At 74.1% G+C, this 21,395-nt stretch carries 22 protein-coding genes and 1 pseudogene; 13 read left to right on the top strand and 10 right to left on the bottom strand.

Features of this window, described 5'->3' with window-relative positions; translation table 11 throughout:
- Positions 1-195 precede the first annotated feature (195 nt).
- Positions 196-1,836 (top strand): phosphoglucomutase (alpha-D-glucose-1,6-bisphosphate-dependent), encoded by a 1,641-nt coding sequence (pgm, locus tag ACZ4M5_RS16315; protein ID WP_467737197.1) that lies wholly within the window; start codon positions 196-198, stop codon positions 1,834-1,836.
- A gap of 94 nt (positions 1,837-1,930) precedes the next feature.
- Here pgm and ACZ4M5_RS16310 read toward each other — a convergent pair whose 3' ends face one another.
- Complete coding sequence (locus ACZ4M5_RS16310; protein ID WP_467737195.1) at positions 1,931-2,422, bottom strand: DUF5949 family protein; 492 nt, start codon at positions 2,420-2,422, stop codon at positions 1,931-1,933.
- 152 nt (positions 2,423-2,574) lie between these two features.
- On the opposite strand from ACZ4M5_RS16310, the gene ACZ4M5_RS16305 reads away from it, so the two are divergent.
- Positions 2,575-2,862: a zinc-ribbon domain-containing protein gene (locus tag ACZ4M5_RS16305; RefSeq protein ID WP_467737193.1), complete on the top strand. Its 288-nt coding sequence runs from the start codon at positions 2,575-2,577 to the stop codon at positions 2,860-2,862.
- Between the two features lie 58 nt (positions 2,863-2,920).
- Positions 2,921-3,550, top strand: coding sequence for a flavin reductase family protein (locus tag ACZ4M5_RS16300; protein ID WP_467737191.1), 630 nt, complete (start codon positions 2,921-2,923; stop codon positions 3,548-3,550).
- A gap of 95 nt (positions 3,551-3,645) precedes the next feature.
- On the opposite strand, the gene ACZ4M5_RS16295 is transcribed toward ACZ4M5_RS16300, so the two are convergent.
- Complete coding sequence (locus ACZ4M5_RS16295; protein WP_467737383.1) at positions 3,646-4,047, bottom strand: hypothetical protein; 402 nt, start codon at positions 4,045-4,047, stop codon at positions 3,646-3,648.
- Positions 4,048-4,245: 198 nt separating this feature from the next.
- Between ACZ4M5_RS16295 and ACZ4M5_RS16290 the strand changes: the two are divergent.
- The 5 genes and pseudogenes from ACZ4M5_RS16290 to ACZ4M5_RS16270 all read left to right on the top strand — a co-directional run.
- Positions 4,246-4,701, top strand: a pseudogene (locus ACZ4M5_RS16290) (SRPBCC family protein); the annotation flags it as partial.
- A gap of 425 nt (positions 4,702-5,126) precedes the next feature.
- A complete protein-coding gene (locus ACZ4M5_RS16285; RefSeq protein ID WP_467737189.1) occupies positions 5,127-6,149 on the top strand; it encodes a trypsin-like serine peptidase in 1,023 nt (340 codons plus the stop codon).
- Between the two features lie 151 nt (positions 6,150-6,300).
- On the top strand, positions 6,301-7,434 hold the full coding sequence (locus ACZ4M5_RS16280) for an NADAR family protein (RefSeq protein WP_467737187.1): 1,134 nt from the start codon (positions 6,301-6,303) through the stop codon (positions 7,432-7,434).
- Between the two features lie 119 nt (positions 7,435-7,553).
- A complete protein-coding gene (locus ACZ4M5_RS16275; protein ID WP_467737185.1) occupies positions 7,554-8,339 on the top strand; it encodes an SDR family NAD(P)-dependent oxidoreductase in 786 nt (261 codons plus the stop codon).
- A 222-nt stretch (positions 8,340-8,561) separates the two neighbouring features.
- Positions 8,562-8,987, top strand: coding sequence for a DUF6003 family protein (locus ACZ4M5_RS16270; RefSeq protein ID WP_467737183.1), 426 nt, complete (start codon positions 8,562-8,564; stop codon positions 8,985-8,987).
- Positions 8,988-9,038: 51 nt separating this feature from the next.
- Here ACZ4M5_RS16270 and ACZ4M5_RS16265 read toward each other — a convergent pair whose 3' ends face one another.
- From ACZ4M5_RS16265 to ACZ4M5_RS16240, 6 genes are all read right to left on the bottom strand, one after another.
- The gene (locus ACZ4M5_RS16265) at positions 9,039-10,004 is read right to left on the bottom strand and encodes a YihY/virulence factor BrkB family protein (protein WP_467737181.1); all 966 of its coding nucleotides are present in this window, start codon (positions 10,002-10,004) and stop codon (positions 9,039-9,041) included.
- A 166-nt stretch (positions 10,005-10,170) separates the two neighbouring features.
- Positions 10,171-12,195, bottom strand: a complete 2,025-nt coding sequence (gene fxsT, locus ACZ4M5_RS16260; RefSeq protein WP_467737179.1) for an FxSxx-COOH system tetratricopeptide repeat protein — start codon at positions 12,193-12,195, stop codon at positions 10,171-10,173.
- A 130-nt stretch (positions 12,196-12,325) separates the two neighbouring features.
- The gene (locus ACZ4M5_RS16255; protein WP_467737178.1) at positions 12,326-12,949 is read right to left on the bottom strand and encodes an Rv1733c family protein; all 624 of its coding nucleotides are present in this window, start codon (positions 12,947-12,949) and stop codon (positions 12,326-12,328) included.
- A gap of 64 nt (positions 12,950-13,013) precedes the next feature.
- Positions 13,014-13,808 (bottom strand): rod shape-determining protein, encoded by a 795-nt coding sequence (locus tag ACZ4M5_RS16250; protein WP_467737176.1) that lies wholly within the window; start codon positions 13,806-13,808, stop codon positions 13,014-13,016.
- A complete protein-coding gene (locus tag ACZ4M5_RS16245) occupies positions 13,805-14,176 on the bottom strand; it encodes a TraR/DksA family transcriptional regulator (protein ID WP_467737175.1) in 372 nt (123 codons plus the stop codon). The genes ACZ4M5_RS16250 and ACZ4M5_RS16245 overlap by 4 nt, the downstream gene beginning before the upstream one ends.
- A gap of 54 nt (positions 14,177-14,230) precedes the next feature.
- On the bottom strand, positions 14,231-14,518 hold the full coding sequence (locus ACZ4M5_RS16240) for a TraR/DksA family transcriptional regulator (RefSeq protein WP_467737381.1): 288 nt from the start codon (positions 14,516-14,518) through the stop codon (positions 14,231-14,233).
- Between the two features lie 521 nt (positions 14,519-15,039).
- Between ACZ4M5_RS16240 and ACZ4M5_RS16235 the strand changes: the two genes are divergently transcribed.
- The 4 genes from ACZ4M5_RS16235 to secD all read left to right on the top strand — a co-directional run bounded on the left by ACZ4M5_RS16235 (position 15,040) and on the right by secD (position 19,491).
- Positions 15,040-15,999 carry a HAMP domain-containing sensor histidine kinase gene (locus tag ACZ4M5_RS16235; protein WP_467737174.1) on the top strand — a complete coding sequence of 320 codons (960 nt, stop codon included), beginning with the start codon at positions 15,040-15,042 and terminating at the stop codon, positions 15,997-15,999.
- Positions 15,996-16,649, top strand: a complete 654-nt coding sequence (locus ACZ4M5_RS16230) for a response regulator (protein ID WP_467737172.1) — start codon at positions 15,996-15,998, stop codon at positions 16,647-16,649. Before ACZ4M5_RS16235 ends, ACZ4M5_RS16230 begins: the two co-directional genes overlap by 4 nt.
- Positions 16,646-17,164: a hypothetical protein gene (locus ACZ4M5_RS16225; protein ID WP_467737170.1), complete on the top strand. Its 519-nt coding sequence runs from the start codon at positions 16,646-16,648 to the stop codon at positions 17,162-17,164. Before ACZ4M5_RS16230 ends, ACZ4M5_RS16225 begins: the two co-directional genes overlap by 4 nt.
- 74 nt (positions 17,165-17,238) lie before the next feature.
- Entirely contained in the window at positions 17,239-19,491 is a 2,253-nt protein-coding gene (gene secD, locus ACZ4M5_RS16220) for a protein translocase subunit SecD (RefSeq protein ID WP_467737168.1), read from the top strand.
- A 32-nt stretch (positions 19,492-19,523) separates the two neighbouring features.
- On the opposite strand, the gene ACZ4M5_RS16215 is transcribed toward secD, so the two are convergent.
- Positions 19,524-19,871 (bottom strand): helix-turn-helix transcriptional regulator, encoded by a 348-nt coding sequence (locus ACZ4M5_RS16215; RefSeq protein WP_467737166.1) that lies wholly within the window; start codon positions 19,869-19,871, stop codon positions 19,524-19,526.
- A 108-nt stretch (positions 19,872-19,979) separates the two neighbouring features.
- Here ACZ4M5_RS16215 and ACZ4M5_RS16210 point away from each other — a divergent pair, with 108 nt between their 5' ends.
- On the top strand, positions 19,980-20,393 hold the full coding sequence (locus tag ACZ4M5_RS16210; RefSeq protein ID WP_467737164.1) for an STAS domain-containing protein: 414 nt from the start codon (positions 19,980-19,982) through the stop codon (positions 20,391-20,393).
- A 10-nt stretch (positions 20,394-20,403) separates the two neighbouring features.
- Here ACZ4M5_RS16210 and ACZ4M5_RS16205 read toward each other — a convergent pair whose 3' ends face one another.
- Positions 20,404-21,192, bottom strand: coding sequence for a GAF and ANTAR domain-containing protein (locus ACZ4M5_RS16205; protein ID WP_467737162.1), 789 nt, complete (start codon positions 21,190-21,192; stop codon positions 20,404-20,406).
- Between the last annotated feature and the right edge of the window lie 203 nt (positions 21,193-21,395).

Here is a 21,395-nt window from a genome sequence, read left to right as displayed (position 1 = left end):
GCGCCGCCCTCTCGTGTGCGCGGACGCCGCCGGAAGCGCTGACGGCCCGAGGCGCGACCACCCGCCGACGTCCCGCGGCCGGCCCGGGGCGGCACTCACATCCGGCCGCCGCCGGGATGCCCCTCTCGCGCGGCGTGGCCGCGACGGGGAAGGATGTGACGCAAGCGAACGAACAACCATGCGGAGGAGCGGGCCATGCAGCACCAGCGAGCGGGCAGTCCGGCCGGACCCGAGGATCTCGTCGACGTCGCCAGGCTGGTCACCGCCTACTACGCGCTCCACCCGGACCTCGACGACCCGGGGCAGCGCGTCGCGTTCGGAACCTCCGGGCACCGCGGCTCGTCCCTGGCGAGCGCGTTCAACGACGACCACATCGCCGCGACGAGCCAGGCCATCTGCGAGTACCGCGCCGAGCAGGGCATCGACGGCCCCCTCTTCCTGGGCGCCGACACCCACGCCCTGTCCGAGCCGGCGCGCGTCACGGCCCTGGAGGTGTTCGCCGCCAACGAGGTCACCGTGCTGATCGACCAGGCGGACGGTTACACGCCGACCCCGGCGGTCTCGCTCGCCATCCTCACCCACAACCGCGGCCGCACCACCGGCCTCGCGGACGGCGTCGTCGTCACGCCCTCCCACAACCCGCCCGGCGACGGGGGCTTCAAGTACAACCCGCCCAGCGGCGGCCCGGCCGCCTCCGACGCGACGTCCTGGATCCAGGACCGCGCCAACGAGATCATCCGCGGCGGCCTGAAGGACGTACGCCGCATCCCCTACGCCCGGGCCCTGGCCGCCCCGGGCACCGGCCGCTACGACTTCCTCGACGCGTACGTCGCCGACCTGCCCGGCGTGCTCGACCTGGACGCGATCCGCTCGGCCGGAGTGCGCATCGGCGCCGACCCCCTCGGCGGGGCGTCGGTCGCGTACTGGGGCCGCATCGCCGAGCAGCACGGCCTCGACCTGACCGTGGTCAATCCGCACACCGATCCCACCTGGCGTTTCATGACGCTGGACTGGGACGGCAAGATCCGCATGGACTGCTCGTCCCCGTACGCGATGGCCTCGCTGATCGAGCAGCGGGACCGCTTCCAGGTCGCCACCGGCAACGACGCCGACGCCGACCGGCACGGCATCGTCACGCCGGACGCGGGCCTGATGAACCCCAACCACTACCTGGCCGTCGCGATCTCCTACCTCTACGCCCACCGCGACCGCTGGCCGGCCGCCACCGGCGTCGGCAAGACCCTGGTGTCCTCCGCGATGATCGACCGCGTCGCCGCCGACCTGGGCCGTGAACTGGTCGAGGTCCCGGTCGGGTTCAAGTGGTTCGTCGACGGGCTGATCGGCGGCACCATCGGCTTCGGTGGCGAGGAGTCGGCCGGTGCGTCGTTCCTGCGGCGGGACGGTTCCGTGTGGACGACCGACAAGGACGGCATCCTCCTGGCCCTGCTCGCCTCGGAGATCACCGCCGTCACGGGCAGGACCCCGTCCGAGCACTACGCGGCGCTGACCGCCCGCTTCGGCGAGCCGGCCTACGCGCGCATCGACGCACCCGCGACCCGCGAGGAGAAGGCCCTGCTCGCGAAGCTGTCCCCGGCGCAGGTCACCGCGGACACCCTGGCCGGCGACGCCGTCACGGCCGTGCTGACCGAGGCGCCCGGGAACGGTGCGGCGATCGGCGGCATCAAGGTCACCACGGACAACGCCTGGTTCGCGGCCCGCCCCTCGGGCACCGAGGACGTCTACAAGGTCTACGCCGAGTCGTTCCTCGGCCCCGACCACCTGGCACAGGTCCAGGAGGAGGCCAAGGCCGTCGTGCTGGCCGCCCTGTCCGCCTGAGCGACCGCACACCGCAGCCCGGGCCGTCTCCACGCGGCCCGGGCTGCGGTGTCCCGGGCGCGGCCGCCGCCGCGCGTCCGGGCGGGGTGGTGGCTCAGGTGCGCAGGCTGCGGGCGGGCAGGACGACGTGCGCCGACGCGGCCATGGCCTCCTCGTCCGAGGTGAACGCCGCGAGGGTCTCCACGTCACCGGGCTCGGCACCGGCCGGCCAGGGGCGGGTGGCGAAGATGAGGTAGGCGAAGCCGAGTTCGGCCACGGCCTCCAGCCAGCTCTCCGGCGGGACGACCTGCGACTTGAGGTGCTGCACGGTCAGGACGGCCGACCCGGGCACGACGAGCAGGCTCACCGGCAGGCTGGGCCGCTGGGTGGCGTGCACGAGACCTTCGCCCGGGGGCAGCCCGGCGCTCGTCAGCAGCTGCTCGACGGCCTTCGAGGTGGCCTCCGGGCCGCCCTGACCGTCTCCGAGGGAGCAGACCAGAAGGTAGGGGACGTCCCCGTCGGGGGTCGTGCCCCGCCAGGACTGGACGACGAGGGAACCCAGGTCGTCGATGGGTACGGACTGCGTTTCGGGTGAGATCGAGGTCACCGCGGCACGGTATCGGCGCACCGGGCCCCGCCCGGCCCGCCGTCACCCGACTGGACCAGTCGACGCCGGGCTCTCCACACGATCGAGGGGTGCGCACCTCGAACCCGGGATACAGGACACTGGAGGAAGATCCGACCCGGGAAGGACCACACGTGATCATCTTCGGCACCAAGGGCTACCTGTACCAGCTGGCGATACTGACGCTGGTGTGCGGCCGGTGCGGCAACCCCGCCGCGCACACGCTCCGCAAGCGCGTCACGAAGTTCACCCTGTTCTTCGTCCCGCTGTTCCCGATCTCGACGAAGTACCAGACGCAGTGCACCTTCTGCGGCGCGGAACAGAAACTGACCAGGGAGCAGGCCGAACAGCTCCAGGCGCAGGACGCGTCCGGCCCCGGCGGCCAGGCGTACGGGCAGCCGCAGCAGCAGCACCGCTTCTGATCCTCGCAGGGTGGCACTTCGGCGCCGGCCGAAGCGTCCCGCTCCTAGCGTCGAGGCCATGACGAACGACAGCCATCTCGTGATCAGGCCCGGCATCCTCTACTTCGGCACGCCCGTGGTCCTGCTGAGCACCGAGAACGCCGACGGGACGGCCAACCTCGCCCCGGTCTCCTCCGCATGGGCCCTCGGCCGGTACGTGGTGCTGGGCCTGGGCCGCGACAGCCACACCGTGCGCAACCTGGAGCAGCGCCCGGACCTCGTGATCAACGTGCCGGGACCGGAGCTGTGGGAGCACGTGGAACGGCTGGCGCCGCTGACGGGGGCCGACCCGGTGCCGGAGGCGAAGCGGGCGGTGTACCGGCACGAGCGGGACAAGTTCGCCGCGGCCGGACTCACCCCGGCCCCCGCCCACCTGGTGCGGCCGCCGCGAGTCGCCGAGTGCGCCCTGCAGTTGGAGGCGAGGGCCCGTGCCCTGACGCCGGGCGGGGCCGGCCTGTTCCTCGCGGTGGAGTGCGAGGTGCTGCGGGTGCACGCCGCCGAACGCATCGTCGTCCCCGGCACGAACCACGTCGACCCGGCCGTCTGGAGCCCGCTGGTGTACAACTTCCGGCACTATCACGGCCTCGCTCCGGAACTCGGCCATGGCTTCCGCTCGGAGACGCCGAGGACCGGCGCTCCCGCGGCCTGAACGCCGCCCGCCCGCCACGCGGCTTCTGTCTTCCACAGTCCCGGTTCCTGCTCCGTGACCGTGGCCCGCCCCCCGCCTGGTGCCGCGGGAGCCGGTCAGCCCGCCGGGCGCGTCCCGGGAGCCGCCGCCTCGGCCCCGCGGCGGTCGTAGCGCAGCGCCACCGCCGTGGCCAGGGCCCCGGCCCCCTCCCACAGCCCGACGCCGACGAAGGCGCCGGGTGCCCGACCGGTGAGCGCGGCGCACGTGAAGACCGCGCAGGTGAGCAGCCGGAAGGGCACCGTCCAACGGAAGAAGGCGCGCCAGTCGGCGAGCGCCGCGAGGACGTAGTACACCCCCATGTTCAGTGCCGCCATGGACGACGCCGTCAGGAACGCGGGGGTGAGGTCCCCCGCGGCGCGGTCGCCCGGGGAGGGCAGCCCCAGCAGTGCCAACTGGGCGCCGGGCGCGACCAGCCCGACGGCACCGAGGGATGCGGCGAGTACGCCGAAGACGGCCATGGTCCAGCCCGGGGCGGATCGGGGAAGGCGCACGCCGGGATCGTATCCATGTTCACCCCTGTGGGTGAGGGGGGCGCAAGATCCCGGTGGACGGGGAGGTGGCAATCGCCGCAGCACGGGTACCCGACGACCACGGGCCCGGACCTGAGTGGGCCGATGGGCCTCCCGCAGTCGATCAGTGAATACGGAGGCATGAGCATGAGCACCGTCAAGGAAACCGTGGAAGTCGGCGTCCCCGTACACACCGCCTACAACCAGTGGACGCAGTTCGAGGAGTTCCCGCACTTCATGGAGGGCGTCGAAGAGGTCAGGCAGGTGGACGACCGCCACAACCACTGGACGACGAAGATCGGCGGCGTGCGCCGCGAGTTCGACACGGAGATCGTCGACCAGCTGCCCGACGAGCGCGTCACCTGGCGCACGACCAGCGGCGACACCAACCAGAGGGGCTCCGTGCGCTTCGAGCGCGTGGACGACACCCACACCCGGGTGGAGCTGGTGATGGAGGTCGAGCCCAGCGGGGCGATGGACAAGGTCGCCGACATGATGGGCACGATCGACCGCCGGGTCAAGGGCGACATGAAGCGCTTCAAGGAGTACATCGAGGAGCGCGGCGCCGAGTCCGGCGCATGGCGCGGACGGATCCAGCCGGGCGGCGGCACCGGCCCCACGGGCGGCACCGGACCCACCGGCGGCACCGGACCGACGGGCGGTACGGGACCGACGGGCGGCACCGACCCGCTGAGCGGCACCGGTGGCGCCGGCGGCGGCATGGGTGGCACGGGCGGTTCCGGCTCCACCTTCTGACACTCACCCACGGCTGCGACAGGGCCCGGTCTCCGCAACGGAGGCCGGGCCCTTCCCTGTGCCGCCGCCGTCCTGCCGTGCCCCCCTGCCGCACCCCTGCCGTGCACCGGCGCTGCCCTTGCCGCGGGGTGTTTCGGCCATCGTTATGACATGCACCTGTCCATCATGGCCGTCCGGTGGCACGCTGCCCTCTGACTGTCCGCAGTGAGACCCCTGCCTGACCGGGCGGACCGGCACCCCGCCGCCCGGCCCCCACAGCAGAAGGAGACCGCGTGATAGGCAGACCCCGCAGCCCTCGCTCCGCCGGCGGCAGCACCTCCGTTCGCCGCGCTCCCGCCCGCCGCGCCCTGCTCGGCGCGCTCGCCGGCATCGCCGCCCTGCTGGCGGCCGGCGTCACCGCCGCCCCGGCCGGCGCCGCGCCGGACCCCGGCCTCAGGACGCCCTCGGCCCAGCAGGACGCCCTGTCCTTCTGGACTGCGCAGCGGATGCGCGAAGCCACCCCGCTCGACGTCCTGAGCGTCGACCCCTCCGACGTGCGCGGCGCGGCCCCGCGCAAGGGGAGGGCGGCCGTCGTGCCGCCCAGCGCGCCCGCCTCGGCCGTCGGCCCCCTGGCGTTCCCGCACGGCGGCGGACCCTGGTCCGGCGGGGGAGCGGTGACCAAGACCGCCGGCCGGGTCTTCTTCACCTACCAGGGACGCACCGCCTCCTGCTCCGGCAACGCCGTCACCAGCGCCAACAAGTCCACGGTGCTGACGGCCGGGCACTGCGTGAAGCTGGAGGGCGCCTGGCACACCAACTGGGTCTTCGTGCCCGGCTACCACGACGGTCAGCGCCCGTACGGCACCTGGACCGCGGCCAGGCTCCTGTCGACGCCGCAGTGGACGGCCAGTGAGGACATCAACTACGACATCGGCGCCGCCGTCGTCGCCCCGCTGGACGGCACGCGGCTCACCGACGCCGTCGGCGGCCAGGGCGTGGCCTTCAACACCGGCTACAGCAAGGCCATGTACTCCTTCGGCTTCCCGGCCGCTGCCCCCTACGACGGCGAGAAGTTCATCTACTGCAGCGGCACCACCTTCCGCGACTTCCTGCTCTCCGGCGACCACGGGCTGACCTGCAACATGACCGGGGGCTCCAGCGGCGGGCCCTGGTTCACGCAGTTCGACGAGGCCACGGGAACCGGGCTGCAGTCGTCGGTGAACAGCTTCAAGTACAACTTCCTGCCCAACGCCATGTACGGCCCGTACTTCGGCGCGGACGCGCAGAACCTGTACCAGAGCGCCCAGTCCTCCTGATCCACCGCGCCGGCGGCAGGCCGGTTCCCCGCGCCGAGCCGAGGCGCGGGGAACCGGCCTGCCGCGGCCCTCACGGCCCTCACGCCCCGCGGCCGTCCCGGCCGGCCGGCAACGGCTCGCGGGTCCGCGGGGTTGCCGCACAATGGCCCGAATGATCGGCAACCGAATCACCTATCGCACCGCGGACGGCATACGCGTCCCGGGAACCTGGCGGCACGCCTTCATCCGCAACGGCGACCACTACCTCACCGACCTGTTCGTCTACGCGGACGGGCTGATCGACTGCTGGGGTCTGGTCACCTTGGAGGAGTTCGAGCGGAAGCTGCGCTCGGGCCGGGTCGCCACCGAACTCCCCGAGGGCGCCCGCGTCTCGGCGCACGACCTCGCCTCCTGGAGGTTCAGCGAGCCGTACACCTGGCTCACCCCGGAGGTGCTGCTGGCGGAGATCCGCGACACCATCGACCAGCTCAACGGACGTCCCGACTCCACCGGCCGTTGCCTGGCCGCCGTCGACGTGTTCCTCGCCGACCGCACGGAGGAGAACCGGGCGGCGGCCCGCGACGCGTACCACGCCATCCCCGCCACCCAGCGCCACTACGCCCTGGGCGACATGGACCGCAAGGACGGCCCGCTCCAGGTGCTGGTCACCGGGCCGGGCGGGGAGTTCGAGGACACGCCCGGCGCATCGGTGACGCAGGAGGAGTACGCCGAGGCGCTCGCCTACTTCGAGGACCGGGCCCGGTGGATCGCCGACCGCCCGTCACGTGTCCCGCCGGACGGCCCCGCCACCCCGGTGGCGCCCGCGATCCACCTCTACGAGAGCGGCCCCCTCGTGCCGTCGACGTCCCCCGGCGTCAAGGGTCTGCGGAACGAGTACCCCGCACCCCTCCGGATCGACGGCGTCACCTACCCGACCGTGACTCACGCGTACTGGGCGCTGTCCACCACCGACCCCGGGTCCCGGGCCGCCGTCAGGGACGCCCCCGGCACGTTCGCCGCCCGGACCGCCGCCGCGGCCGCTCCCCGGCGGCAGGGCTGGGAGCAGGCCAGGACCGCCGTGATGACGATGCTGCTGCGGGCCAAGTTCACCCAGCACCCGCACCTCGCCGAGGCCCTCCTCGACACGGGGGACGCCACCCTCGTCTACGACGACGTCGGCCTCGGCCGGCACTGGGGCGACAACGGCGGGACGGGCAGGAACTGGACCGGCCGCCTCCTGGAACTCGTCCGCTCGGAACTCCAGGCCGGCGCGGCGGGCATCACCCTCGCGCCACCGCCCGGATGACCGGCGCGTCACCGCTCGGCGAGCCGCCCGGAGGTCTCCCTCCGGGGAGGTGCGCAGGGGCGCGGACCACCCCGTCCACGGCTGAGCGCCGCGGCCATGACAGGCAGTACGGTCGGCTCATGACGGACACGACACGCTTCGCGGGCCACGGCGTTCTCATCACCGGTGGGGGACGCGGCATCGGCGCCGCCACCGCCCGCCGGCTCGCAGGGGAGGGGGCCCGGGTCCTGGTCGCCGACCAGGACCCGGACGCGGCGCAGCGGACGGCGCGGGAACTGTCGGCGCAGGGGCTCACGGTCGAGGCGTGCGCCTGCGACGTGACCGACCAGCAGGCGGTGGACGCCGCCGTCGCCCACGCCGCGGACACCTTCGGCTCCCTCGACGTCCTGGTGAACTGCGCCGCCCACTGCTCGCCCGACCTGCCCCGCTTCGAGGCGCAGCCGGACGAGTCCTGGGCGCGGGACCTGGACGTCACGCTGACCGGCGCGTACCGCTGCTGCCGGGCCGCCCTGCCGCACCTGGCGGACTCCGGTCGCGGTGCGATCGTGTCCATCGGCTCGGTCAACGGCCTGCAGGACTTCGGCAACCACGCCTACAGCGCCGCCAAGGCCGGTCTGGCCTCCCTGACCCGCACGCTCGCGGGGCACACGGCCGCGCGCGGCGTACGCGTCAACCTCGTGGTGCCGGGCACCGTGCGCACCAGCGCGTGGGAGGGCCGCGACGCGGACCTCGAAGCCGTGCTGCGGCTGTACCCGCTGGGCCGGGTGGGGGAGCCCGAGGACATCGCCGCCGCCGTGGCCTTCCTGGCCTCGCGCGACGCGTCCTGGATCACCGGCACGGCCCTGGTCGTCGACGGCGGCCTCACCGCGGTCAACACCGGCTTCCTCCAGGCGCTGCACGAGTGACGAACCGTCGGTCGCCCGGCCGGAGCCCCTTTCGGGGGCCACCCGGTCACGGCGGCATGACGTCCCGCGCTCCCGGCCGGCGCTCGATCGGCCCACACCGCGGGGTGACGACGGCCCTCCTCTGTGCCGTACGGGTCCATCGGCGTGGTCCCGTGGCGCTAATCCGGACGCGGCGGGGTAAAGGCAGGTCCAACAGCCCCCCACTGTGAGAAGGAGCCGGTCTTGACCGACGACGCCTACCTGTTCCTGCTGGACGACCCGTCCGCGCCGCTCGGCGTCCCCCCGGCCGCCGTCGGCGACCTCGCCTGCATGGAGACGCCCGCGGTACGCGCCTGGCTGCACGCCCACGACGCCACGCCCACCTCCCCGTACCTGCGGCTGCTGCCGCCGGAGGAGACCGGGGCCATCCCGGCGGACGCCGAGAGCGTTCCGGTCCCGCTCGGCGACGAGGAACTCAGCCGGCTGCGGCACACCATGACGCCGGAGTCCCTCGCCCGTCTCGAAGAGGAACTCCTCGCCTACCGCGACTGCTCCGGCGGGCGGGACGGCCTGATCGGACGCGCGCTGGCCGCCGGAGTGGCACCCCACCGCATCGTCGAACTGACCGGAGTGGACCCCGCCACGGTGACCGCCGCGGCGAGCAGCTGACGACGCGGCGGGCGGCCGCCGGACCCGCGGCCGCCCCCGGCCCGCCCGGTCTCACGCGCCCGGGCCGGGGTCCGGCTCGACGGCCGAGGCGATCCCGGCCCGGGCCGCTTCCAGCTGGGCGGCGAACGCGATGCCGAGGAACAGCGCGACCGCCGTCAGGTTGGCCCACAGCAGCAGGGCGATGAACGCGGTCAGCGGTCCGTACACGGCACCGAAGGCACCGCTCTCCTCGACGTACAGCGCGAGCAGCCAGGTGGCCGCCACCCACAGCAGCAGATGCACCGCCGACCCGAAGGCCAGCCAGGTGTAGCCGGGCTGCACGCGCCGCGGGGACCAGCGGAAGATCACCGCGGAGGCCACCCAGGCCAGGACGAGTCCCAGCGGGATCTCGACCACGCCCCACCACCGTCCGAAGCCGCCCTCCCAGCCCGCGGTCTCGGCCACGGCGTCCCCCACCGCCCTGCCCGCCACCAGGACCACGAACCCCAGGACCAGGGGCAGGCCGGCGGCCAGGGCGAGCACGAACGACCGGGCGTACTTGCGCGGCAGGGGGCGGTCCCGCTCGATCCCGTAGATGCGGTTGGCGCCGCGCTCGATCTGCCCCATCGCCGACGACAGGTTCAGCAGCGCGAAGCCCAGACCGAGCCAGAGGGCCACCGTGCTCCAGACGTCGCCGTGGGCGGTGCGCCGCGTCCCCTCGAAGGCGTCCTTCACGATCTCCGCGCTCGCCCCCGGCACGATCCGGCCCAGCGTCAGCTCGATGACCCGGCCCACGGCCTCGGTGTGCACCGACGTGGCCAGTCCGACCAGCGCCACGGTGCACGGCACCAGCCCGACCACCACCTGGAAGGCCAGCGCCCGGGCGTTGGTGAAGCCGTCCGCGTAACGGAACCGGGCGAAGGAGTCCATCAGGAACCGCCAGCCGCCGTAGTGGCGCAGGGCGGCGAAAGCCTCGTCACCGGAGAGCTCTTCTCCGATCATGTCCCGGGTCTGCGGGACGTGCACGGCGGTTCCCATGGTGTGGACTCTCCTTGTCGCACGGATGCTCCCTGCCCGGATGCCCCGTAATCCTGGCCGCCCGACCTGGTTCGAGGTTCCCCGACCCACCAGGCCGCCAGGGGTGCTCACCCGCTCGGCATCCACGGCGGCTCCGGGCCCGTCCGCGCGGCGGGTGGGGCACCCTCTACGCCGCCAGCCGGTCCGCCAGGGCCCGGGCCTCCTCCGTCTTGGGGTGATCGGCGCCGAGCTGGGAGTGCAGGATCCGCGCGCCCCGGCGGGCGTACTCCGCCGAGGACGGATCGCCCAGCGCCTCCAGCACGCGCGCCCGGAACAGCAGGGCGTAGCCGATGTAGAGGTGGTCGGACGGATAGCGGGCCTCGCGGATCCGCAGGGCCCGCTCGATGCGCGGCAGGGCCGCCTCCGGGTCGCCCAGGTCGAAGTGGACCGTCGCGAGGGCGATCAGGTCGAAGCTGACGTACGGGTCGTCCGGTCCGTGGGCGGCCTCGTCGATGCGCAGCGCCCGCTCGGCCAGCGGCAGCGCCGCCCGGTGCTCGCCGAGCATGCACAGCGTGCGCGCCAGTGTCGCCAGGTCGGTGGCGACGGCGGGGTCCCCGGCCGGCAGAGCGGCCTCGTGCAGCCGCAGCGCCCGCTCGGCGAGGGGCCGTGCCGTCTGGGGCGCGCCCAGGTCCCGGTGGATCTGCGCCAGCGTGATCAGGTCGAACCCGATCTCCGCGTCCCGGCCCGGCAGCGTTTCGTCGAGCGCGAGTGCACGCTCGCACAGGGGCAGCGCCAGCGTGCGGTCACCGATCGCCAGGAGGAACTCCGCGGCCAGCCGCAGCAGCACCGCCGTCTCCGCCGCCGCGCCGGCGGGCGGGTCGCCGCGGGTCACGGCCAGCACATGGGGGAGCAGCCGGTGCCAGCGCGGCCGGGCCTCGGGATCGCCGTGGACGTCGTGCGGCACGGCCGCAACGAGCGCACGGCACAACTGGGCCCGTGACGCCGCCCGGTGGTCACCGGTCATGGAGGCGCGGACGGCCGCCTGGACCAGCCGGTGCAGCACCAGGGAGGAGCCCTCACGCCGGGCCAGACCGAGGCCGGCCAGGGCGCCCACGGTCGTGTCCCAGGCCAGCGGATCGGCGGCCGACGGCACCAGCGGCTCCGGCGCGCCCGTGAACAGGTCCAGCGCGATGGGCTCAGGGGCCAGCAGCGCGCACAGCTCCAGCAGCCGTACGGCGTGCGGCTGTTCCCGCCGGAGCCGGTCCACGCCCAGCTGCCACAGCGTCGCGACGACCACCGACGGCCGGTCGGCCAGCTCGCCCCGGGCGATCATCTCGTCCAGCCGCGTACCGAGCAGGGCCAGGTACTCCTCCGGCGCGGTGTGGTTGTAGCCCATGTATCCCGCGGCCTGCTCCAACGCGAGCGGCAGGTCGCCGAGTTGCTCGGCGATCCGGTCCGCGGTCGCGGCGCTCGTCCCGGGCACCCGCCGGACCAGGAGATCCACGGACTCCCGCCTGCTGAACTCCGGCAGGTCCAGCACCCCGGCCGCGGCCGACCAGCCGCTCACCCTGGTGGTGACGAGGACGTGGCCGTTGTGCGCCAGGTCGCCCGAGGGCAGCGCGTGCAGCAGCGTGCCGGGCTTCTCGGCGTTGTCGAAGACGACCAGCCAGGGCCGACGGTCGCGCAACGAGGACCACACGCCGGACACGGCCTGTTCGGAGCCCACCTCCCGCAGCCCCAACTCCCGTGCCAGTGACGCGAACTGGGTGGCGATGAGATCAGGGTCCTCCGCGTCGACGAAGGCGACGAACCGGTACTTCGACAGGTGGCGGTAGGCGTACTCGACCGCCAGCTGTGTCTTGCCCACCCCGCCCAGTCCGTGCACGACCTGCGTCGCCACGTCCTGCCCCGAGGTGAGGCGCCGCCGAAGTTCCCGCAGGGCGTCGTCCCTGCCGGTGAAGTGGGCGTTGCGGGGCGGCAGCCGGTAGGTCACGGGTGCGGAGGCGCGGGGCGGGGGCGGCTGTTCGCGCGGCTCCTGGCGCAGCCCGGCCCAGGCGAGGGGGACCAGGAGCAGGAGCACGATCCAGGGGTGCAGGCGCACGAAGTCGAGCGGACCGGGCCAACGGCTCTGCCCCGAAGCCGCGTTGAAGGCCAGACTGCCGACGAACAGCACGAGCAGACCGGCCACGGTGCCGACCAGTCTGCGCCACATGAGGGTCCCTCTCCGGTCGCGTCGACGGCCGACGTGATCGTATCCGAGAAGTCGGCCCGGGGGAGGGGGTGTTCGAGGCAGTCGCCCGCCGCACCCGGGCATGCGGTGGAGCGCCCCGTACTCGCGTCGGCTAGGGCGAGATCGTCCAGTGGGGTGCGGTGCGGGCCCAGGCCGTGTCCCAGGCGGCGAGGTTGCGGCGCTGGAGGGTGCGGTGGGCCGCGCCGTAGGCCAGGGTGCCGGTCGCGTAGAAGGCCAGGGTGGCGATGACCGCGCTGCCGACGCTGCGGCTGCGGATCTGCCCCGCGGTCAGGGGCGGGTCCGTGATCCGGCCGTCGGTGCCGGTCCAGACGCGCAGGGCCGTGCCCGCGGGCAACTGCGGCTGGACGTCGGTCTCGGCCGTGCGGGTGCGCCCGAGGGGGTCGGTGAAGCGGACGGTGACCGGGTAGAGGGTCTTCCTCGCCTCGGGCGAGCCCGGCTCGGGATGGCGCGGGGCGTCGTGGAGGAGCACCGCGGTGGTCTCCTGCCGGGTGGCGGCCTGCTGCTGCGCGGTACGGGAGTAGTGGCGGTGGGCGAGGTCACCCGCCAGCGTCACCACCGCGGGGGTGGCCGCGAGCACGGCGAGCAGCAGGCCCAGGCCGATCCACGCCTGGATCAGATCGGTGCGGCGGCGCAGCGGGTTGCGCCGCCGGCGCCACAGCACCAGCCGGGGCAGGTCCCGCGGAGGAGGCTGTGCGGGGGGTATGGGGCGGTCCATGGGGTCCCTCCGTCGTGGGGCACGGGTGACGGGCGGTCGGCGGGCCGGGGTGACCGGGACCGGTCTAGCCGGGGCCGGGAGGGGCGGCGTCGGCCGCGGCCTGCCGGGAGCGCGCGGCCAGGAGGTGCTGGGCCGCGCCCCGCACGGCGGCGGTGTGCGGCGCCGGAACGACGCGCACGGCCGCCTGCAGCCGGGCCGTGAGGTGGTACGTGATGTCGGGCCGCAGGGCGCCGCCGCCCGCCAGGAGAACGCCACGGCTCAGGGCGTCGGTGGTGAGGGAGCCGCGGTCCTGGCGGAGGATCGCGGACACCATGTCCGCGACGGCGTCGCCGACCCGCTCCGGCGGGGTGGTGCCGAGGTCGCTCGTGCCCAGGGCGGTGCGGCGCGCGTCGACGACGCCCGTGTCGGCCAGCAGCACCACCTCGCTGAGATGGGCGCCGACGTCGACGACGAGCAGCGGCCGGGTCCGCCCGGCCCCGGCCGCGAGGGCGATGGCCCGGGCGGTGGGGACGGTCAGCACCGTGCGCGGCCGCAGCACCTCCACCGCGGCGCGGGCCGCGTCGCGGTAGGCCGGACCGCCCAGCACGGGGGTGGTCACGACGATGTGCGGGACGGTGAAGCGGGGCAGGCGGTGGCCGAGCAGCCGCTGCAGCATCCGCGCGCAGCCCGCGGGGTCGATGATCGTGCCGCGCTGGACGGGACACCGCGTGTCGGTGCCGAACGTCACCGTCGGGACATCGCTGATCAGCCCGCGGCCGAGGACCCACACGCGCGTGCGGGCGCTGCCCATCTCCAGCGCGATGCCCGTGTGGCGTCCGAACCGGTGCACGGCGGTGGAGCGTTCCGGGAGCGCGGTCACCGGCCGGCCTCCCTCACCTGCTGGCAGCGCCCGCAGTAGCGGGCCTGCGGAACGATCGCCAGCCGCTGGGCCGCGACGGGGCCTCGGCACAGCCCGCAGACGCCGTAGCGGCCCTCGTCCATGCGCCGCAGGGCGGCCTCGACGTCGGTGAGGACCATGCGGGCGCAGGCGGCGAGCTTGACGTGGACCTCGACCTGGGAGGCGGCGGCACCGGGCCGCGGCCCGTCCCCGGGGGACGGGGCCGTGACGGCGAGCTGCGCCAGCTGCTCCCGGCGGAACAGGCGCTGCTCCACGAGGTTCTCCCGCAGGGCGGCGAGCTCCTCGGGCGTCAGATGCGTCGTACGGTCGGCGATGAGCTGGTGGTTCACCACACACCCCTAGGGCAGAGCGATGGAGAAGAACGGCGGGGACCGGTCGCCCGGTCAGGGGGCGGCGCGGCGCTGGCAGGCGACGCAGTAGGGCGTGTAGGGGAGGATCTCCAGCCGCTCGGCCGGGACGGGGTCGGCGCAGCCCAGGCAGGTGCCGTACCTGCCGTCCTCGACCCGGGCGAAAGCGTCGTCGATCTCTCCGAGCACCCGCCGGATGGCGTCCCGCTGCATCGACGTCAGATGGTCGTCCACGCTGTGCCCGGTCTCCTCGAGCGCCCGCAACTGCGTCAGCCGGGTGCTGCGGGCGTGTTCCAGGCGCCGGCGCACCTCGTGGGCGGTCATGCGCTCGGGGCGGGGGTCGGCGGCGGGTGAGTCGACGGTCACTGGGTTCTTCCCTTTCCGTTGGCCGGGCGGCGGTGCGCCCGGACGGGCGGCGGACGGGCGGTCGGTCACCGAGCGGTGCCCGGTCCGGCGGTCACCGCACCGGGGGCCCGGTCCTGCCCCAAGCCTGGTCCGGGGCAGCGCGCATGCCCATCGGGCGCGGAACCCATTTGCGGCGGCGCGCGGGATGCAGACCCCGGGGCCCTGGGTACGCCGCGCTCAAGGAAATGGGGGCCGGGCCCCATATCCCCCCGAGGGCGGGAGCGGGCAGGCTGGCCCCAAGGCCTGACCCACAGGCCTGACCCAGCGGCCTGGCCGGGACCTGGCCTCATGGCCTGACCCAGGGGCCCGGCTCCGAGGCCTGGCCGACGCCGACGCCGACGCCGACGCCGTCCGACGGCCAGGCACGGCAGCGGTCCGGCACGTACGGCGCGCGCCCGGCAGCCGAGGCACGCCGTAGCGCAGAAGGAGGTTGACGACCGGTGTCGCTGTTCTGGCGGATCTTCGCCCTGAACGCCGTCGTCCTGGGCACCGCCACGGGCTTGCTGCTCTGGGCGCCGGTGACCGTGTCGGTCCCGGTGCTGCTCACCGAGGCGGTCATCCTGCTGGGCGGCCTGGCGGTGATGCTGGTCGCCAACGCCGCGCTGCTGCGCTGGGGACTGGCCCCGCTGGACCGGCTGACCGGCCTGATGACCACCGTGGACCTGCTGCGTCCCGGGCAGCGGCTGTCCGCACACCGCGGCGGCGAGGTCGCCGAGCTGATCCGCACCTTCAACGCCATGCTGGAACGGCTGGAGCACGAGCGCGCCGCCAGCAGCGGCCGGGTCCTGCTCGCTCAGGAGGCCGAACGCCGCCGCATCGCCCAGGAACTGCACGACGAGGTCGGGCAGAGCATGACCGCGATCCTGCTCGGGCTCAAGCGAGCCGCGGACGAGGCGCCGGACCCGCTGCGCAAGGACCTGCACGAGGTGCAGGAGATCACCCGGGGGAGCCTGGACGAGGTCCGCCGTCTGGTGCGCCGCCTGCGCCCCGGCGTGCTCGACGACCTGGGCCTGGTCAGCGCCCTGACCTCGCTCACCGAGGACTTCGCCACCCACACCGGGCTGCAGGTCACCCGCCGCTTCGCCACCGATCTGCCCCCGCTGGAGCCGGAGACGGAACTGGTCCTCTACCGCGTCGCCCAGGAGTCCCTCACCAACGTCGCCCGCCACGCCGACGCCCGGGGGGCCGTCGTGTCGCTGCACCCCAGCGGGGCGGGCGTGGTCCTGGCCGTGACCGACGACGGCTGCGGCATCAAGGCCCCGCGGGAAGGCGCCGGCATCCTCGGCATGCGCGAACGCGCCCTGCTCGTCGGCGCCGCCCTGGACATCACCCCCGCGCCGCGCGCCGGGACCCAGGTCAGACTCACCGTGCCCGTGCCCGGGAAGCAGCCCTCCTCATGACGCAGAACATCCGCATCCTGCTGGCCGACGACCACGCGCTGGTGCGCCGCGGCGTCCGGCTCATCCTCGACCAGGAACCGGAGCTGCAGGTGGTCGCCGAGGCGGGCGACGGGGCCGACGCCGTCGAGCAGGCCCGCCGCCACGACGTCGACCTGGCCGTGCTGGACATCGCCATGCCCCGCATGACCGGCCTGCAGGCCGCCCGTGAACTCGCCGGCCTCAAGCCGGGGCTGCGCGTCCTGATCCTCACCATGCACGACAACGAGCAGTACTTCTTCCAGGCCCTCAAGGCAGGCGCCAGCGGGTACGTGCTGAAGTCCGTCGCCGACCGGGACCTGGTCGCCGCCTGCCGCGCCGCGATGCGCGACGAGCCCTTCCTGTACCCCGGCGCGGTGACCGCCCTGATCCGCAACTACCTCGACCGGGCCCGGCACGGCGAGGAGACCCCCGACCAGGTCCTCACCCCGCGCGAGGAGGAGGTCCTGAAGCTGGTGGCCGAGGGCCACTCCTCGCAGTCGATCGCCGACCTGCTCTACATCAGCATCAAGACGGTCCAGCGCCACCGCGCCAACCTGCTGCACAAGCTCGGCCTGCGCGACCGCCTGGAGCTGACCCGTTACGCCATCCGCGCGGGCCTGATCGAACCGTGAGCCACCCCGACCGTCCGGGGGTCCGGCTGCCCACTCCCCGGCCGGGCCCCCGGGCCACCCCTGTCACGACCGGTCCTGCCGCCCTGTGGGCCGCGGCGCTGCTGGCGCTCTTCCTGGCCGTGGTGCCGGGCGCAACGGCCCCGGCCTGGGCCGCGCAGCCCGCGGGGGTGCGGCTCGTACCGGCCACAGGGGTGCAGGCCCCACCGCCCGCACAGGAGCGGCCCGGCCCGGCCGGCGGACCCGCCGCCGACGGGCCGAGCGCCGCTCACGAGGCCCGTCCGTACGCCCATGACAGCTGTGTCACGGCGTGCGCCGTGCACACGGCACACCGGCTCGAACCGCTCGGCGAACGCACGCCACCGCCCGGTCACCCCGTCGCCGTCGCAGGCCGCGAGGTCCCCGCCGCCGCCCCGAGCGGTCCGCCGGCGGCGTCACAGGCACCGCGGGGGCACCCGCGCACCGACCACGCGTCCACCGACCGGGGCCGGTCACCCCCGGTGTCCTCCGGCACCTGAACCCACCCTGTCCTTCACCGCCCTTCACCGCGGCCGCGCCGGCCGCCGCCGCGGTGTGCCCGCCGGAGGCCGCGTTGACCCGCTCGTCCCGGGTGAGAGCCCTGCTCGCTCTCACCGTGATCGCCCTGTCCCTGTACATCACCGTCACCGTGCCGGTCCGTCTCGGGCTGGATCTGCGCGGCGGCACCCAGATCGTCCTGGAGACCCGCTCCACCGACACCGCCGAGGCCGGTCCCGAGGCCACCGAGCGCACGCTGGAGGTACTGCGCGGCCGCATCGACGCCCTCGGCGTCGCCGAACCCACCCTGCAGCGCTCCGGCGACCGCCGGATCATCGTCGAACTGCCCGGTCTGCAGGACCCGGAGAAGGCGGCCGGCGTCCTGGGCCGCACCGCACAGCTCACCGTCCACCCCGTGACCGGCCTCGCCGGCGGCACGGACGCCGGGGCGGGATCCGCACCGGAGCGGTCAGGGGAGCGCGTGCTGCCCGACGAGTCCGGCCGGCCGCTGCGTCTGGGTCCCGCCGCACTGACCGGACGGGACGTCGAAGGTGCGGACGCCCGGTTCGACCAGCAGAGCGGCGCCGGGTGGCACGTGACCGTCGACTTCGACGCCTCCGGCCGCGACGAGTGGGGCCGGCTGACCGGCGCGGCCGCCTGCCATCCCGCAGGGAACCCCGAGCGCCGCATCGCCATCGTCCTCGACAAGAAGATCATCTCCTCGCCGCAGGTCGACCCGTCGGTCGCGTGCGAGGCGGGCATCACCGGCGGCGCCACGCAGATCACCGGGTCCTTCACCGACGACGAGGCGCGCGAGCTGGCCCTGCTCATCAGCGGCGGCGCCCTGCCCGTCCCCGTGGAGACCGTCGAACAGCGCACCGTCGGCCCCACGCTGGGCGCCGAGGCCATCACCGCCAGCGCCTGGGCCGCGGCCATCGGCACCGCCCTGACCGCACTGTTCATCATCGCCGCCTACCGGCTCATGGGCGCCCTCGCGGTACTGGCCCTGGCCGCGTACGGGCTCATCTCCTACGCCGCCCTGGCCGCGCTGGGCGCCACCCTGACGCTGCCTGGCCTGGCCGGCTTCGTCCTGGCCATCGGCATGGCCGTCGACGCCAACGTGCTCGTCTTCGAACGCGCCCGCGAGGAGCACACGAAACGCCGCCAGGCCAGTCCGCGCTCCGCCCTCACCGCCGGCTTCCGCAAGGCCTTCAGCGCCATCGCCGACTCCAACATCACCACCCTCATCGCCGCCGGACTGCTGTTCTTCCTCGCCTCCGGACCCGTGCGCGGCTTCGGCGTCACCCTCGGCATCGGCGTCCTCGCCTCGATGATCAGCGCCCTCGTCGTCACGCGCGTCCTCGCCGACCATGCGGCGTCCCGCCCGTGGGTGCGCCGCCGGCCCCACGTCACCGGTCTGGCCACCGCCGGACGGGTCAGGAGCCGCCTCGCCCGCTCCCGGCCGCACCTGATGCGCCGCCCGCGGCGCTGGCTGGCCCTGTCCGCCGCCGTGCTGTCCGTCGCCGCCTCCGGTATCGCCGTCCGCGGTCTCGACCTGGGCGTCGAGTTCACAGGCGGACGGCTGATCGAGTACACCACCACGCGCCCCGTCGACCCGGAGCACGCGCGCACCGCACTCGCGGACGCCGGACTCCCGCGCGCCGTCGTCCAGTCCTCCGGCGACAGCGCCCTGTCCGTGCGCACCGGCAAGCTGAGCAACGCGCAGGCCGAGACGGTGACCCGTACCGTCGGCACGCTCGGCGGCACCGCGGAGAAGGTCCGCGACGAACTGATCGGACCCAGTCTCGGCGAGGAGCTGCGCCGCAACGCCCTCATCGCCCTGGGCGTGGCCCTCGCCGCCCAACTGCTCTACCTGACCGCCCGCTTCCGCTGGCTGTTCGGCACCGCGGCGGTCGCCGCCCTGGCCCACGACGTCGTCATCCTGGTCGGCGTCTTCGCGTGGCTCGGCAAGCCGCTCGACGGGGTGTTCCTCGCCGCCCTGCTCACCGTGATCGGCTACTCGGTGAACGACTCGGTCGTCGTGTTCGACCGTGTCAGGGAGCTGTGGCGACACGACCCTGCCACCCCGCTGCCCGCTCTGACCGACCGGGCGATCGTCCAGACCCTGCCGCGCACCGTCAACACCGGCATGGGCGCCGCCCTGATCCTCACCGCCCTGGCCGTGCTCGGCGGGGACTCTCTCACGGACTTCGCCCTCGCCCTGCTCATCGGCCTGGTGATCGGCACGTACTCGTCGGTCTTCACCGCCACGCCGCTGGCGATCGAGCTGGACCGGCACACGGCCCGTCCCCGGCCACGCGGTCACTGACCGGACGCGGGGCGAGCTCTTCCACGTGGACGCTAGGGGCCGACCGGGTCGGTGCGGTGGTCGGATTCGGTGTGGCGGTCGGTCTCGTCCTGGACGAGGAGGGAGAGCAGGGAGGCGACGGGGAGGCCTGCTTCGGCGGGGTGGCGCAGGACTTTGCCGGGTTGGACGCGGTAGGTGTTGCTGCGTCCGTCGCGGGTGTGGGAGAGGTATCCGTCGTGTTCGAGGTCGGAGATGATCCGGGAGACGGCGCGTTCGGTGAGGTGGCAGCGGGCGGCGATGTCGCGGATGCGGGCGTTGGGGTTGTCGGCGACGGCTGCCAGCACGCGCGCGTGGCTGGTGATGAACGTCCATCCGCTGTGGGACCGGGGCACTGCGACCATGACCTGCATCTTAGACGCCCGTGGTTGCCTGAACCCGGATACATGACATAGTTTTCCGGCAACCGATGACGTGCTCCCGTAGGGGAGAACCACAGAAGGAGCCCGAAGGTGCCCTGGGAAGAGGCCGCCGGCGAGACGGCGCTCGCGAGCGATGCCGGCGGGACGCCGCCGTCGCGGCGCGAGACGACCGGGCCCGCCGTGGAGGCGGCCTCGGTGCATCAGTACGCACGGCACGGGACCTGGGTGGTGGCCGCCCGCGGCGCCTTCGACCTGAACTCGATCCAGCCGTTGACGGACGCGCTGGCGAGCGCGGTCGGCACCCACCCGGTCGTGGTCCTGGACGCCTCCGGTGTGACGTTCGCGGATTCGACGCTGCTGAACCTGATCATCCTCACGCACCAGAGCGGCAGGCTGCGCGTGGTCGCTCCCTCGCCCCACCTCCGGCGGCTCTGCGAGATCACCGGGGTCGACGGCCTGCTGGACATCCGCGAGACGCTGGACGCCGCCACCGGCCCGTCGTGAACGACGGCCTTCAGGCCGCACCCGGTGAATCGCGCAGGACGTCCGCGGTGATGTCCGCCAGCGACCTGCCGCTGCGGAACGCCTCCGCCCGCATCAGGGCCAGCGCGTCCCCCTGGCTGAGCCCTCGCCGGGTCACCAGGGTCGCGACGGCCCGCGCGGTGTCGAACCAGTGGGCCCGCACGAGCGCCCTCGGCTCCCAGTCGGGTGCCCGCGAACCGGTGATGATCATCTCCCGGGTCCGCATGAGCGCGGCGGTCACCGCGTCGGCCACCTCCGACGCCCGCACCAGGTCCTCCTCGTCGAGGGCGTGCGCCCGCAGGGCCAGCAGATCGACCGTGCCCAGTACGTAGTCGCCGAAGAAGAGCGGGAGTGCGTACACCGACGTCATCTGCGGCAGCTTCTCCCGCATCAGCGCCCCGAACAGGGGCCACGGGGTGACCTCGTGGCGCAGGTCGTGCACGGCGACGGGTTCACCGGTGTGCGCCGCGGCGATGCAGGGGCCCTCCAGCAGCGTGAACTGGATCTCCTCCAGTTGCAGCGCGGCGTCGTCCGACGCGGCGAGCAGCTGCCGGGACGGTGTGTCGGTGAGCAGGGAGAGCGTGGCGCCGTCCACGCCGAGCCCGTCCCGCACCGCCTCGCACACCCGTCGGGGAACGTCCTCGAGTGACGCGCGCGCCGCCGCTTCCGCGACCATCCGTGCCGCCTTCACCGCCTCGGCCGTCATCGCGCCCTCTTGCGTGCGGGCGTACGGGCGGCCATGGACGAGCAGGAGATCACGTGCGGACGGACGGCGTCCCACCACGTCTCCCCGAGGGGCGACGGCTGCGGCACGTGTGGAGGAAGGGCCATGGCCCGGAAGTACCCGGCCTGGCCGTGAAGATGCCGCCGGACGTGCGGTGCACAGAGGCGCGCGACATGGGGCGCGGGGCGGCGGACGGACGCGGCCGCGCCGTACCCCGCACCGTCCGGTGCACTGCCGTCGGCGGCCGGCCCGGGCGGGGC

The organism is Streptomyces sp. NPDC026246, from assembly GCF_055567995.1.
This window is presented reverse-complemented; position numbering and strand designations above follow the sequence as displayed.

Excerpts from the sequence above, each read along its gene's own strand:
- ACZ4M5_RS16215 (WP_467737166.1), bottom strand. The coding sequence starts at position 19,871 with ATGGTCGCAGTGCCCCGGTCCCACAGCGGATGGACGTTCATCACCAGC.
- ACZ4M5_RS16300 (WP_467737191.1), top strand. The coding sequence starts at position 2,921 with ATGACGAACGACAGCCATCTCGTGATCAGGCCCGGCATCCTCTACTTC.
- ACZ4M5_RS16265 (WP_467737181.1), bottom strand. The coding sequence starts at position 10,004 with ATGGGAACCGCCGTGCACGTCCCGCAGACCCGGGACATGATCGGAGAA.
- ACZ4M5_RS16240 (WP_467737381.1), bottom strand. The coding sequence starts at position 14,518 with ATGACCGCCCACGAGGTGCGCCGGCGCCTGGAACACGCCCGCAGCACC.
- ACZ4M5_RS16295 (WP_467737383.1), bottom strand. The coding sequence starts at position 4,047 with ATGGCCGTCTTCGGCGTACTCGCCGCATCCCTCGGTGCCGTCGGGCTG.
- ACZ4M5_RS16230 (WP_467737172.1), top strand. The coding sequence starts at position 15,996 with ATGACGCAGAACATCCGCATCCTGCTGGCCGACGACCACGCGCTGGTG.
- fxsT (WP_467737179.1), bottom strand. The coding sequence starts at position 12,195 with ATGTGGCGCAGACTGGTCGGCACCGTGGCCGGTCTGCTCGTGCTGTTC.
- ACZ4M5_RS16255 (WP_467737178.1), bottom strand. The coding sequence starts at position 12,949 with ATGGACCGCCCCATACCCCCCGCACAGCCTCCTCCGCGGGACCTGCCC.
- ACZ4M5_RS16280 (WP_467737187.1), top strand. The coding sequence starts at position 6,301 with ATGATCGGCAACCGAATCACCTATCGCACCGCGGACGGCATACGCGTC.
- ACZ4M5_RS16275 (WP_467737185.1), top strand. The coding sequence starts at position 7,554 with ATGACGGACACGACACGCTTCGCGGGCCACGGCGTTCTCATCACCGGT.
- pgm (WP_467737197.1), top strand. The coding sequence starts at position 196 with ATGCAGCACCAGCGAGCGGGCAGTCCGGCCGGACCCGAGGATCTCGTC.